Below are 13,329 nucleotides of genomic sequence, written 5' to 3' on the forward strand. Positions count from 1 at the left end.
TTTATTTCCTATTTTTGTCCGGTCAAAAATCAAAGCATCACGCAATGGTATCCGATATCAGCAAGTTGTATGAAATATTTTTAGATCACCCTCATATTTCAACCGACTCAAGAAATGTTTCTCCTGGCAGTATATTCTTTGCTTTAAAAGGTGAACATTTCAATGGAAATATTTATGCGGCCAAAGCGCTTGAAAGCGGCGCCTCCTATGCCGTTATTGATCAAAATGAATTTGCTGCTGACAGCAGATTTATTATCGTGGACGATGTGCTGACTTCACTGCAAATGCTGGCACGTTATCACCGGGATCAACTTGTAATCCCAATCATTGGGATCACGGGATCCAATGGAAAAACAACCACCAAAGAGCTTACAGGAAATGTATTGGCAGGAAAAATGAATGCCTACTGGACAAAAGGAAACCTGAATAACCATATCGGTGTTCCGCTTTCGGTACTTTCGATAAATAGGGATACCGAAATAGCTGTAATTGAGATGGGCGCCAATCACTGTGGTGAAATCGCCTCGCTATGTCAGATAGCTGACCCAAATTTCGGAATCATCACAAACATTGGAAAGGCACACCTTCAAGGCTTCGGAGGATATGAGGGTGTGATCAGGGCAAAATCTGAACTTTATGATCATATCAGGCAACATGGAGGAAAACTATTTGTAAATGAAGATGACCAGTTGCTTTTAAATTTGTCCAAAGGGATCGAAACAATCACCTATGGCATTTGCAATGAAGCCTCTTTACCAGGGGATATTATCAGCGAATTCCCTTTTCTGTCGGTACGAATTGATTTTCACGGGAGCCCGGTTTCAATCAGTTCCCAATTGATTGGCAGTTACAACTTTCACAACATCATGGCGGCGGCTTGCATCGGCAATTATTTTGGCGTTTCACCCAAGAAAATAAAAGATGCCATTGAAGGATACAATCCCGAAAACAATCGCTCGCAATTTATCCGGACTGACCGCAACCACATTGTGATGGATGCTTATAATGCCAATCCATCGAGTATGGAAGCAGCGATTACGCATTTTGCAAAATTCCCGGATGACAGGAAAGTACTGATCCTTGGTGATATGCTTGAATTGGGTGAAGAAAGCCTGCCGGAGCACCGTCGAATTCTTGAACTTGCTCTGCAGTCAGGAGCCGGGCAGGTAATCCTGATCGGGGAAATTTTCAACCAGGTGTGTAACGATGATCGGATCACTACTTTTACCACCAGTGATCAAGCCATCAGCAAGTTAAGTGAACAACCTTTGACTGGAAAAACAATCTTACTAAAAGGCTCCCGGGGAATCCGGCTGGAGAAATTGCTCGCCATTCTGTAAGTGATTTGGAAATTAATTGAAAATTCGGAGTATGAGAAAATACAGGGTCATCGGCCTGATGTCAGGTACTTCGCTGGATGGAGTGGATCTGGCTTTCTGTGAATTCACCTTTGCTACCGGTAAATGGAAGTTCACGATCCCAGTTGCAGTAACTTATTCTTATCCTGAAGAATGGAAACAAAAGCTTGCATTAGCACACGGTTTAACGGCTGAGGGATTGGCCAGGCTAAATGTTGATTATGGAAAATTCCTTGGGAAATTGTTAAACCAATTCATAAAGCAACATCATCTCTCGCCTGACCTCATCGCTTCACATGGCCACACTGTTTTTCACCGGCCAGAAACCGGTTTTACACTTCAAATTGGCAGCGGACCTGAAATTGCGGCACAAACCGGCATTACAACCGTTTGTGATTTCCGGTCTCAGGATGTGGCATTGGGCGGACAGGGAGCCCCATTGGTTCCGCTTGGAGATAAACTGCTCTTTGGTGAATATGACTTTTGCCTGAACCTCGGCGGGTTTTCCAACATTTCATTTGATGAAAATGGATTGAGAAAGGCCTATGATATTTGCCCGGTAAACATTATCCTGAACAGGTTGGCGCAGTCATTAGGCCACGAGTTTGACACAGATGGGAAACTGGCCGCTTCCGGAACCATCCATCTGGGATTGCTCGAAGCACTGAATAATCTGGATTTTTACGTTCAGCCGGCGCCAAAATCATTGGGAAGAGAATGGGTGGAAATGGTTTTTGTTCCTGTTTTAGACCCATTTGAATTAGCTGTTCATGATCAGCTAAGAACTGTTTCAGAGCATATTGCAGTACAAATCTCCCGTCAAACACAACGTAAGCCCGATGGGAAGTTGTTTGTAACCGGCGGAGGGGCAAAAAATGTATTCCTCATGAATAGAATCAAGGCATTGACAGGTCATCAGATTATCGTCCCAAATGAAAAAATCATTGATTTTAAAGAGGCATTGATCTTTGCTTTTCTTGGGTTACTGCGTTACAAAAGTAAGTTCAATTGCCTTGCTTCGGTTACTGGCGCTGCCCGTGACCACTCCTCCGGCGCAATTTATTCCGGTTAGCCTAAACCTTTAAAACAATCATCAATGAAGCCACTGCTTTCTTTACGTTTAGCCATTTTCATTCTTTTGACAATTAACTTATCAGCCTTTGCCCAGAAACCTGGTGAAACCAATCCTCCCGGGTTGAAGCACTGGATGACAGGGGAAGAGTTGTCTCGTAAAAATGAAATCGGAAAAGGATTTGTGGCATCTGACGAACCCACCCAGCCCATCCAGGCACTCAGCGAATTTGGCCGTAAAAAGGGAGTGCTGATCAGATACCCGTTCGGGATTTCTTACGCGCTCATCAAAGAAATGTCGATGGAAGCTATTGTTTACACCATCGTCAGTAACCAGACGCAGGAAAATACAGTTCGCACCGCTTACACCCAAAATGGGGTCAACCTGTCCAATTGCGAATTCATCCATGCACCTACAAATAGCTATTGGACCCGGGATTACGGGCCATTTTTTATCGCAACTGGAAATGAAAAGATATCCATCGTAGATTTCCCCTATAACCGCCCCCGTCCCTATGATGATGCCATTCCGGCCCAGATGGCAAATTACCTGGGATTGGACCTTTACAATATGAACGTCATTCACACTGGGGGGAACTATATGACTGATGGTATGGGTGTTGCCGCTTCAACTGACCTTGTATTGACCGAAAACCCGACACTGACGCAGGCGCAAATCAATCAGAGAATGAACGAATATTTGGGCATAACCACCTATTATGTAGTTCCCGACCCCAACAATACTTACATTGACCATATTGACTGCTGGGCAAAGTTTCTTGATGTGGATAAGATCCTGATCCAGCAGGTGCCGCCCACACATCCTCAATATAGTGCCATCGAAGCTGCTGCTGCTTACTGGAGCCAGCAAACTTCTTCCTATGGAACTCCTTATCAGATTTTCAGGGTGAACACGCCGAACAATGAGCCTTACACCAATTCCTTAATCCTGAATAAAAAAGTGCTTGTCCCGATAAAGAATACATCAAATGATGCTCCTGCCCTGGCTGTCTATCAGCAGGCGATGCCGGGTTATACTGTTCTTGGTTTTACCGGAAGTTGGGAGTCCACCGATGCCCTGCACTGCCGCGCCAAAGAGGTGCCTGACCCGGGGATGTTGCAAATCCGTCACAAACCGCTACATGGCAGTCAGCTCGAAAGAAACCAACATACCCTGACTGCTGAAATTGTTCCTTACAGCGGCCAGTCTCTCAAAGCTGATTCCCTGTTCATCAATTACAGCTATGATGGAAGTCAGTACAACCAAGCGGTGCTTAACAGTTCGGGAAATTTCACTTTTACCGGCCAGATTCCCTTCGCCCCGGCCGGATCTGAGGTAAAATATTTTCTCTCAGCAGCAGACAATTCAGGACGACGTGAAAATCATCCGTTTATCGGGCAGCCTGACCCGCACCATTTTCAAATCATTGAAACCCTGAAGCAGCAACTGCCTCTCCACCAAAACTGGACAGCCATCTCTACACATCTTCTTCCTTATGATGATCTTGAATTCATTTTTGCACCGGTGCTCGATGAGTTGATTTTTGTCCAAAACGGCAGTGAAATCTGGTGGCCTGAAATGGGAATCAATACGATTACAGGTTGGGATGAGAAGGATTGCCTGGTAGTGAAATTGGCGCAACCCGGCCAAATAGAAGTGCTTGCATTGGAAGAAGCAGGAAAAAGTTTTGCTCTTTCTCAGGGATGGAATGTGATGCCCGTTCTTTCGACGGATGAAGTAAACATTGAGCAACTTTTTTTAACTAACATAAATAAAGTAATTGTGGTTAAAGAATTGGCCGGTTACGGTGTGTTCTGGCCCGAAAAGCAGATCAATACCATCGGTACCCTGATTCCAGGTAAGGTTTACCAGGTAAAGGTTACAGAAGGAATTGAAGTAACGTTTCCGGAATGATTATCCTGTTCACCAATTTCGGAATGCTGTTAAACAAAATCCTTAAGTTGCTGTTTATATGCTGGTTTAGGAATTGAAAACTTTTAAAAATTAAATATTATGGCTTGGTATTTTGCACTGCTGATTGTGATCGGCGCTTTCTTTTTCATGGAGTTTACCGCATGGTTCACACACAAATATGTGATGCATGGTTTTCTTTGGGTTCTTCACCGCGATCACCATGAGCGCGACGGCCGTAAATACGAGTGGAATGATGTGTTTGCGCTAATGTTTGCCGTGCCCAGCGTTCTGCTGATTTATTTTGGTTATGCCAATTTTGATTATCGCTTCTGGATAGGTGTCGGCATTTTCGTTTATGGTTTGGCTTACTTTCTTTTTCATGATGTGTATGTGCATCAGCGGGTGAAGATGCTGAAAGGTCTTAGAAACCGTTACCTCGATGCTACTGTGAAAGCCCACCTTGATCATCATGGCCCAATGTTTTATGGAAATTATGGATTTCTCGTTGCCCCATTCAAGTATTACATTGAAGTGTTTTCCAATAAGAGCAAAGAAGAGAAATAACAATTCTGATGGAGCCTGTTACAATATTTTGGTTCCGGCGCGATCTGCGGACAGAAGACAATACCGGACTTTATCACGCATTAAAAGAGAGGGGAAATGTGCTTCCCCTTTTTATTTTCGATACGGATATTCTGGATAAATTATCAGATAAATCGGATAAACGGGTATCATTCATCTGGGATCATCTGGTGAAAATCAAGTCCGAATTTGAGAAACATGGCTCAACGCTGCTGATCAAATACGGAAAACCGATAGCGATTTTCGAAAAGCTGATTGAGGAGTTTAATGTAGCTGCCGTTTACACCAACCACGATTATGAGCCTTACGCCAGAGAGCGTGATCGTGAGGTGGGCATTTTTCTGAATTCAAAATCCATTGGTTTCAAGACTTTCAAAGACCAGGTGATTTTTGAGAAAAATGAAGTGGTAAAGGAGGATGGCCTTCCCTATACAGTTTTCACTCCTTACATGAAGCGCTGGAGGTCGGTTTTTTCGGAGAAAGAAATTGAACAAAAGCCTTCGGAAAAACTGCTCGACCGCTGTTTTAAAATGAACCCGGATGTATTTGATCTGAACCTAACCGGATTTAGCCACAGCAAAGGCGTTTACCCTTCTTTGGCCATTAACCCGACGATCATTCAAAACTATGACAAAACCAGGGATATTCCATCAATTGCCGGAACTTCGCGATTGAGTGTTCACCTGCGATTTGGCACAATCAGCATTCGACAATTGGTGAAGGAAGCGATGGAACTCAACGCAATTTTCCTCAACGAGTTGATCTGGCGCGAGTTTTACATGATGATCCTCTGGCATTTCCCGCGGGTAGTTGATCATGCCTTCAAACCTCATTACGATAATTTAAGGTGGATCAATGATGAAAATCAATTTAAAGCCTGGTGCGAAGGTAAAACCGGATACCCTATTGTAGATGCCGGAATGCGGCAACTTAACGAGTCGGGCTACATGCACAACCGCGTACGGATGATCACGGCGAGTTTCCTCACCAAACACCTGTTAACGGACTGGCGCTGGGGCGAAGCTTATTTCGCTGAAAAGCTGTTCGATTTTGAATTGTCATCGAACAATGGCGGGTGGCAGTGGGCGGCCGGCAGCGGCTGCGATGCGGCGCCCTATTTCAGGGTGTTCAACCCGGAACTGCAAACCCAAAAATTCGACCCCGAAATGAAATACATCAAACAGTGGGTCGCTGAATTTGGAACTTCAAATTACCCCAAACCAATTGTAGATCATAAATTTGCAAGAGACCGCATACTGAAGGAGTACAAGAGGGCGCTGGCTGAATGAGAAGAAAAATAAAATATTCAAAAAGCAAATCTCAAATAAATCCCAAGTTTAAAATTCAAAAATGACAAATAAAGGTCACATAAAAAACAAGCTCCTCAAGTCTAAACTCCTCGTCTATTTATTGATTTGGGGGTTGGTTTTGTTGCTTGGCGCCTGGACTTTTAATAAATACACAAATTCAAAAAAAATGAGCATAAAAGTTGGTTCAAAAATTCCGGAGTTTTCCCTGCCTGACCAGGATGGAAACCTGGTAAATATCATGGATTTTGTAGGAAAAAATAATTTGGTGATTTACTTTTACCCGAAAGACGACACCCCTGGCTGTACGGCAGAGGCCTGTAGTTTCCGCGATCAGTTTGCGGTATTCAGAGATTCCGGCGCGGAGGTCTTCGGGATCAGTTCGGACAATGTAGCAAAACACAAAGCATTTGCTGAGAAACACCGTCTCCCTTTCCGACTCCTGAGTGATGTGAACAAGCGCGTCAGGAAGCTCTTCGGTGTCCCCTCCGATTTGCTTGGACTGCTCCCTGGAAGGGTGACCTATATTGTAGATAAATCGGGAACCGTGAGCCACATCTTCAACTCACAGTTTAATGCTGAAAAGCATGTGAGCGAAGCGCTGGAAGTATTGAAAAACCTGGATTAAAGAAAATATCATGAAAATTATTTTAATAGGCGCCACCGGATTTATCGGTCAACAACTGGTTAAAAACCTGTCATCGAAAAAGCATCATCTCACCATTGTTTCAAGAAACAAAGCGAAAGCGGAGAAAATTTTTCTGAACCACAGTGATTTTGCCGGATGGGATGGCAGAGACCCAAAAGCACTTACTGACATCATCAATTGTTCCGATGCCGTGATTAATCTTGCGGGCGAAAGTATTGCCGGCGGACGCTGGACGGATAAACGAAAGCAACAAATCCTCAGCAGCCGCATTCAGTCCACAAAAGCTGTGGTTAATGCCATAAACGAAGCAGACAAGAAACCCAAAGTGCTGATTCAGGCCAGTGCTGTAGGTTATTATGGCGCAGATAACATCAGGACGTTTGACGAAAATTCCAGCGCAGGCAAAGGTTTTCTGGCGGATGTAACTGTTCAATGGGAGCAGGCAGCTAAAGAGTTGGATAAAAGTGTCAGGGTGGTGTTTTTGCGAACGGGGGTTGTCTTAGACTATAATGGAGGTGCGCTTCCGAAAATGGCTATGCCTTTTAAACTTGGGATTGGAGGTCATATCGGGTTGGGCAAGCAATGGTTTTCCTGGATTCACATCGACGATGAAGTGCGCGCCATCGAATTTCTGCTCGAAAACGAAAATGCATTCGGTCCATTTAACCTCACTGCTCCTGAGCCGGTTACGATGAAAGAATTTTCAAAAACGCTCGGGAAAGCCCTGAAGCGCCCATCCTGGTTGCATGTTCCGTCATTCGCCATCAAACTCCTGATGGGAAAGATGGGTGAAGAGATGCTCCTGAGCGGACAACGAGTGGTTCCAAAAAAATTGATGGAATTGGGTTTTACCTTTCGTTACACCATAGTTTTTGATGCGTTGAAGTCAATTTTTAGCCCGGGTTAATCCACACATAAGAAACGGGATAATGACCGGTGTGCTGGCCACTCAATAGAAACCGGGTTAATAATTTGGATTTCAGTTTACGGCTATTCATCAAACAGCTCAAACTTGATCCCCTGGGCAAGCGGCAACTCCTTACCAAAGTTGATGGTGTTGGTTTGCCGGCGCATGTAAGCTTTCCAGCTATCTGAGCCGGATTCACGGCCGCCGCCGGTATCTTTTTCACCTCCGAATGCTCCGCCGATTTCAGCGCCATTGGTGGCAATATTCACATTGGCGATGCCACAGTCAGAACCTGCATGAGAAAGGAAAAACTCTGTTTCGTGGATATTTTTGCTGAAGATGGCTGACGATAGTCCTTGCGGTACATTATTATGCAACTCAATGGCCTGCTCGATGGTTTTGTATTTGATAAGGTAGAGCAAAGGAGCGAACGTTTCTTCCTGCACGATTTCCCAGTGATTTTCCACTTCGGCAATTGCCGGTTTCACATAGCAGCCGGACTCGAAGCCCGCTTCATTTAAAATCTCACCGCCATAAATAATTTTCCCGCCAGATTTAACAACTTCCTTCTGGGCTTTAGTAAAAGCTTCCACTGCGGCTGTGTCAACTAACGGGCCAACATGGGTTTTTGGATCAAGTGCATGACCAATGTGTAATTGCTTGTATGCTTTAATCAGTTTTTCTTTGAAATGATCATACACCATTTCATGAATAATCAGCCGGCGGGTGGAAGTGCAGCGCTGGCCGGCAGTGGCAGTTGCACCGAACATGCTTGCCCGCAGCGCCATGTTAAGGTTGGCATATTGTGAGATGATAATGGCGTTGTTTCCGCCAAGTTCCAAAATGGTTTTACCAAGCCGCGATCCGACGATTTCATTCACCCTGCGACCAACTCTTGTGGAACCGGTAACCGAAATCAGTGGGATACGGCGGTCGGCCAGAAAATCGTCGCCAACATACTTTGAACTGGCGGCTACCAGGCTAAGTACTCCTTCAGGGATATTATTTTCGCGAAGCACTTTCTGAATAATGTTGTGCGTGGCAATGGCGCTGAGCATCACTTTTGACGAAGGCTTCCAGATTACCACATCGCCGGCAATCAGCGCGATCATTGCGTTCCATGCCCAAACGGCAACCGGAAAGTTAAATGCTGAAATCACCCCGACAATTCCTAACGGATGATATTGCTCATACATCCGGTGCATCTCGCGTTCGGAATGCATGGTAAATCCATACAGCTGTCTTGACTGACCAACGGCAAAATCAGCAATGTCAATCATTTCCTGTACTTCTCCAAGGCCTTCCTGGAAAACTTTTCCCATTTCATGAGAAACCAGTTTGCCGAGCGGCTCTTTATATTTCCGCAGTTCATTCCCAATCTGACGAACGATCTCACCACGTTTTGGCGCCGGTACAAGACGCCACGCCTTAAACGCCTCCTGCGCTTTGGTTACAATGTTTTCGTAATCATCCCAGGTCGCTTGCTTTACCTTTGCAATCAACTTTCCGTCATTTGGAGAATAAGATTCTATGATATCTCCGTAGGTTTCAATCCAATGGAGGCCGGTGTGCGCGCCATTATTCACCGGTTGAATTCCTAACTCCGTGAGCATTTGTGTAATGTTGTAATGATCCATTTTTACTGTTTATATTAATAATTTATCGAAATAATAGCGATTTGAATCGGCAATGTTCCAATCTTCGTTGCGCCCGTATGGACTATCCATCGGCATTAAAATCAGCAAATCTCAAATCGTATTTGTGCTTATTTGAAATGAACTATTTCATTGAGTGTAGTCCAATTGTGTTGCCTTCTGTGTCCATACAAATGGTACAAAATCCGTACTCACCAATAGGAAATTTTTGCTGCAATACCCGTCCTCCCGCACTTACAACTCTTGATGATTCTGTTGCACAATCTTCACAAGTAAAATACACCAATGTTCCACCAGCCCCGGGTTTCATTTCGCCGGTTTTGCACAATGCCCCGCTGATGTTGGCTTCGCCTTCAGCCCATGGAAAGCTGAGCATCTCTAGATCACCTGATTCTCCGGGTGTTTGCATCGGAATCATTTTAATTTGTAAAACAGTTTCGTAAAACTTCTGAGCCCTGCTCATATCTTCTACATAAATTTCTACCCAGGTAAATGGATTCTTTGATTGCAGTGTCATATTTGTCTTTTTTCAAGTTTTAATTCGTTACTTCATTTGGTTTAAAAGAAACACATAATCCTGGTATAACAATCCATAGCCGGAAATGATGAATAGCCAGGTCATTTTTTTTCAACCAACACAAAAACTTCATTTTACCTTCCCAATAACTAATGCCCACCAATGCCGCGAAGCAAATACCCACCAATGCCTACTAATGTCCATCAATGCCGCGAAGCAAATGCCCATCAATGCCAACGAATGCCCACCAATGCCGCGAAGCAAATGCCCATCAATCCCGCGAAGCAAATGCCTACTAATGCCAACGAATTCCCACAACCCTCTACCTCACCGTCAATTCACTCAGTGGGTCTGTCTTTAAATCCGGGTTAATAAGGTAAAAAACTGACTTCTCGGTAATGTCCATCTGTATGACTTGCAAGGTAATGAGATCCACAAGTACCTTTTCGGCCACCTGGTGAGAAATGCCGGCAATTTTACGAAACTTCGACAGGGTTATATTTCCATTCTTATCCAAGTACTCAAGTAGGATCTTTTCTTTATCAGTGTAACGGATGGTGATTCCTTTTTTCCGGTTTTGAAGCTGCCAAACCTTTAATAATACGGTGTTTGCCAGTAGGTTTTGGTCGTACACCCTGATGTAGATCATCCATTTTCCCTCCTTATCCGGAGCTGAGCAGGGGCCGTTGTCACTTTTGGGGATGTCAATTTCAAGGATGGTTTTTCCGTCAACGTTCCACTCGCGCGTGGCAAACTCAACCGGAGGGCGGCAATACATCTGTGCGGCAGCCTCCACCATATAGAACTCTTCTTCGGATCTCACCCCGGCAATGGCGCCATTATCCTTCACCCCAACCAGTAGTTTTCCCCCATCAGTATTTGAAAATGCAGCCAGTGTGCGGGCTATCTTCTTCGAGTCCGAAATCTCGAACTTAAAGTCAAGCCGCTGATGCTCACCTTGTGCAATAAGTTTTTTGATGTAGGAACTCATGGCTGAAAATTTTACAGATAAACGCAGCGCAGCGGCGATAATTACACAAACCGGAAACCAGAAACGGATCAATAATTTATGCTTAGCGATAACACTTCAACCTTCAAATCATCAACAAAAAATTGCTCTTCATTGTCGTTGTTGTGAAAATATACCCGCAGATGATCTGGCCGTGGAATCGTATCAGGAACTTGTATGGCCACTTCCATGTATGACCATTTGTTTTTCCGGCTAAATTCTTTTGCAAAAAAAGGTTGATAAAATGCCTGTTCTCCCCCGGCGCCAAGTTCGATAACCAGCACTCCGGATGATTCTTTTTTATCCGAATAAATCCATGACCCCACCCTGACGCGGTTGTATTCGGTGGTAAGGTACGATTCAATATTTTCATTCAATCCAATACTGTAAACGCTTGAAATGCCGGTTTGGGAAGATTGTTTCCCTTTGTAAGCCTCTTTATCAGTCACCGAGCCGTAATTGAGCCAGCCGTAATCCTCCTCAAAATCGTTGAAAAATACTTTTCGGGAAGTGATGTAGCCTTCGGGATAATACACCATTGGTTTGGGTTTAAGACGAAAGAAAACATCTTTGTAAATGTCGAATGTTAGGGCGCTGGGAGGAAAAACGTAAGTATAGTGCTGGTAAAACTGCAGGCTGTTGAGGGCAATCAGAAAAACCGAAAGCCCGATAACCGCTTTTTGTAGCAGTTTATTTTTTTTGACTAAAAGCCAGGAATATCCCAGAAGCAACGCAATTATCGGGTAGGTGTCGATGAAGGTGCGCTGGCCGAAATTGGATGTGTAAGTCCAGACCCACCAGCTGGATGCCACATAAATAAAAATTACGAGGAAAGCCGTGAACCAGTAAAACCGGAATCGCTGGTTGCGGTATAGCCAAACCAATCCTGTTAATGACAGCAACGCCAGTGGTGTGTAAATGAACCAGCCCCTGTTGAAACTGAACAGGATATTGAAAAAATTAGGTTCAAAAAAGTTAAACCCTTCTTCGCCGTAAGACCACACAACCAGGTACCCCGAATGTAAATACCAGATCGCCATGGTGATCAAGGGGAAAACGGAGACTGCCAGAGTAACTGAAACCAATTCCTTTGGGTTGGTAAATATTTTTTGAAACAGAACCTTTAACTGAGCAAACGAACCGGCAATAAATGGAACCAATAAAATGACAAGCCCGTTTGTTGGCCGGGTGGAAACTATAAGTCCGTAAGTGAGGGCGGCCAGTACGATGGATCGTGACCGGAAAGTATCGAGATAATTTTTCAAATAAGAAAAGAATACAGCCAGCAGGAAGAAATTGTACACATGGGTCATCATCCCTTCTTTCAGTGTGTAATAAATGATGTTGGTAGCAAATGCAACAAGAACAAGAATGACAGCGGCAACGGTTTCATCAAAATCGAAGGCATGCAGCAGTTTTCGTATGAAGCGTAGCCCAAGCCAGAAATAGAAAAGTGCCGCAAAGCCCATCATATACTGGTAAATGAGCGAGTAGCCGTCTGCCGGCAAACCGAAAATGATGGCCAGCAAGTGGGCGATCAGGAAAAAAGGAAGCAGCAGAAAAGCCAGTCCGGGAAAACCTTTGTTCACGGTTTCTCCTTTGTATTTGTAACGGAACTCTTTGAAAATAGAAGGGTGGTCGGGATAGTACTTCGCCTCGTAATCCTCAACAAAACTGTAGCTCAGGTCGTGGTAAATGAATGCAGTTGTAATGAAAGCATAATAAGCTTTTCCATCGCTGATAATCACCCTGTCGTTTGGATGGTGGGGATTTTTTACTGTAAAAAACAAAATGACATAAATGAAAAGGATAATCTCAGGTGCGTATCTCACTAATCCACCCGCAGGTCCGCCGGTTCCGGAACTACTTTTTAATACTGGTATGAAGGTTTGCTTATTCAAAATCGTCGTAGAGTAAGTATTTTTTTCTGATCTTTTTAAACTCGTTTAACTTCGGTTGCCAACTCTCCCTGATCTCCTGTTCATTTAATCCCTGTTCGATTTGCTTTTTCAATTCAGCAGTTCCAGCCAGTTTTTCGAAGAAGTTGTTGAAAAATGTTGTTTTATCGGCCAGTTGGGAATGAAAATCAATCAGCCACGAAAGGTTGAGATGTGCAGGATGTTCGTTCATTTTTTCAGCGTATCCGATCAGGTCATAACCGATGCATTTAGTCTCCATTAGTGGAGGTTTGGTTGCTCCGGGCATTGGACGGGGAGTAAAGACATAACTTCCCAACGTATATTGCGGGTGGCCTATGACCTGAAATGGAAGATCCGTTCCGCGCCCGACACTAACAACGGTTCCTTCGAAAAGGCAGAGTGAAGGATACAGGTAAACAGCGTATTTATTGGGAAGGTTT

Annotated in this window: 12 protein-coding genes; 7 read left to right on the forward strand and 5 right to left on the reverse strand. The window is 44.2% G+C overall.

The window, feature by feature from the left end; translation table 11 throughout:
• Positions 1-44 precede the first annotated feature (44 nt).
• The 7 genes from IH598_03155 (at position 45) to IH598_03185 (ending at position 7,789) form a co-directional block, all read left to right on the forward strand.
• Complete coding sequence (locus tag IH598_03155; protein ID MBE0637497.1) at positions 45-1,340, forward strand: UDP-N-acetylmuramoyl-tripeptide--D-alanyl-D-alanine ligase; 1,296 nt, start codon at positions 45-47, stop codon at positions 1,338-1,340.
• A 31-nt stretch (positions 1,341-1,371) separates the two neighbouring features.
• A complete protein-coding gene (locus IH598_03160; GenBank protein MBE0637498.1) occupies positions 1,372-2,430 on the forward strand; it encodes an anhydro-N-acetylmuramic acid kinase in 1,059 nt (352 codons plus the stop codon).
• A gap of 24 nt (positions 2,431-2,454) precedes the next feature.
• Positions 2,455-4,344, forward strand: a complete 1,890-nt coding sequence (locus IH598_03165) for an agmatine deiminase family protein (GenBank protein ID MBE0637499.1) — start codon at positions 2,455-2,457, stop codon at positions 4,342-4,344.
• 99 nt (positions 4,345-4,443) lie between these two features.
• Complete coding sequence (locus IH598_03170) at positions 4,444-4,908, forward strand: sterol desaturase family protein (GenBank protein ID MBE0637500.1); 465 nt, start codon at positions 4,444-4,446, stop codon at positions 4,906-4,908.
• A gap of 8 nt (positions 4,909-4,916) precedes the next feature.
• A complete protein-coding gene (locus IH598_03175) occupies positions 4,917-6,215 on the forward strand; it encodes a deoxyribodipyrimidine photo-lyase (protein MBE0637501.1) in 1,299 nt (432 codons plus the stop codon).
• Between the two features lie 187 nt (positions 6,216-6,402).
• Entirely contained in the window at positions 6,403-6,861 is a 459-nt protein-coding gene (locus IH598_03180) for a peroxiredoxin (GenBank protein ID MBE0637502.1), read from the forward strand.
• 10 nt (positions 6,862-6,871) lie between these two features.
• Entirely contained in the window at positions 6,872-7,789 is a 918-nt protein-coding gene (locus IH598_03185) for a TIGR01777 family protein (GenBank protein MBE0637503.1), read from the forward strand.
• An 83-nt stretch (positions 7,790-7,872) separates the two neighbouring features.
• Here IH598_03185 and IH598_03190 read toward each other — a convergent pair whose 3' ends face one another.
• The 5 genes from IH598_03190 to IH598_03210 form a co-directional block, all read right to left on the reverse strand.
• Complete coding sequence (locus tag IH598_03190; protein ID MBE0637504.1) at positions 7,873-9,426, reverse strand: aldehyde dehydrogenase family protein; 1,554 nt, start codon at positions 9,424-9,426, stop codon at positions 7,873-7,875.
• Positions 9,427-9,568: 142 nt separating this feature from the next.
• Positions 9,569-9,961, reverse strand: a complete 393-nt coding sequence (locus IH598_03195; GenBank protein MBE0637505.1) for a VOC family protein — start codon at positions 9,959-9,961, stop codon at positions 9,569-9,571.
• 322 nt (positions 9,962-10,283) lie between these two features.
• Positions 10,284-10,952, reverse strand: a complete 669-nt coding sequence (locus tag IH598_03200; GenBank protein ID MBE0637506.1) for an ATP-binding protein — start codon at positions 10,950-10,952, stop codon at positions 10,284-10,286.
• Between the two features lie 68 nt (positions 10,953-11,020).
• Positions 11,021-12,871, reverse strand: a complete 1,851-nt coding sequence (locus IH598_03205) for a hypothetical protein (protein MBE0637507.1) — start codon at positions 12,869-12,871, stop codon at positions 11,021-11,023.
• The coding region (locus IH598_03210; protein MBE0637508.1) for a DUF1343 domain-containing protein at positions 12,864-13,329 on the reverse strand (466 nt) is incomplete at its 5' end. The genes IH598_03210 and IH598_03205, both read right to left, overlap by 8 nt.

The organism is Bacteroidales bacterium (assembly GCA_014860585.1).
Taxonomy (GTDB): domain Bacteria; phylum Bacteroidota; class Bacteroidia; order Bacteroidales; family 4484-276; genus RZYY01.

Excerpts from the sequence above, each read along its gene's own strand:
- IH598_03155 (MBE0637497.1), top strand. The coding sequence starts at position 45 with ATGGTATCCGATATCAGCAAGTTGTATGAAATATTTTTAGATCACCCT.
- IH598_03160 (MBE0637498.1), top strand. The coding sequence starts at position 1,372 with ATGAGAAAATACAGGGTCATCGGCCTGATGTCAGGTACTTCGCTGGAT.
- IH598_03165 (MBE0637499.1), top strand. The coding sequence starts at position 2,455 with ATGAAGCCACTGCTTTCTTTACGTTTAGCCATTTTCATTCTTTTGACA.
- IH598_03170 (MBE0637500.1), top strand. The coding sequence starts at position 4,444 with ATGGCTTGGTATTTTGCACTGCTGATTGTGATCGGCGCTTTCTTTTTC.
- IH598_03175 (MBE0637501.1), top strand. The coding sequence starts at position 4,917 with ATGGAGCCTGTTACAATATTTTGGTTCCGGCGCGATCTGCGGACAGAA.
- IH598_03180 (MBE0637502.1), top strand. The coding sequence starts at position 6,403 with ATGAGCATAAAAGTTGGTTCAAAAATTCCGGAGTTTTCCCTGCCTGAC.
- IH598_03185 (MBE0637503.1), top strand. The coding sequence starts at position 6,872 with ATGAAAATTATTTTAATAGGCGCCACCGGATTTATCGGTCAACAACTG.
- IH598_03190 (MBE0637504.1), bottom strand. The coding sequence starts at position 9,426 with ATGGATCATTACAACATTACACAAATGCTCACGGAGTTAGGAATTCAA.
- IH598_03195 (MBE0637505.1), bottom strand. The coding sequence starts at position 9,961 with ATGACACTGCAATCAAAGAATCCATTTACCTGGGTAGAAATTTATGTA.
- IH598_03200 (MBE0637506.1), bottom strand. The coding sequence starts at position 10,952 with ATGAGTTCCTACATCAAAAAACTTATTGCACAAGGTGAGCATCAGCGG.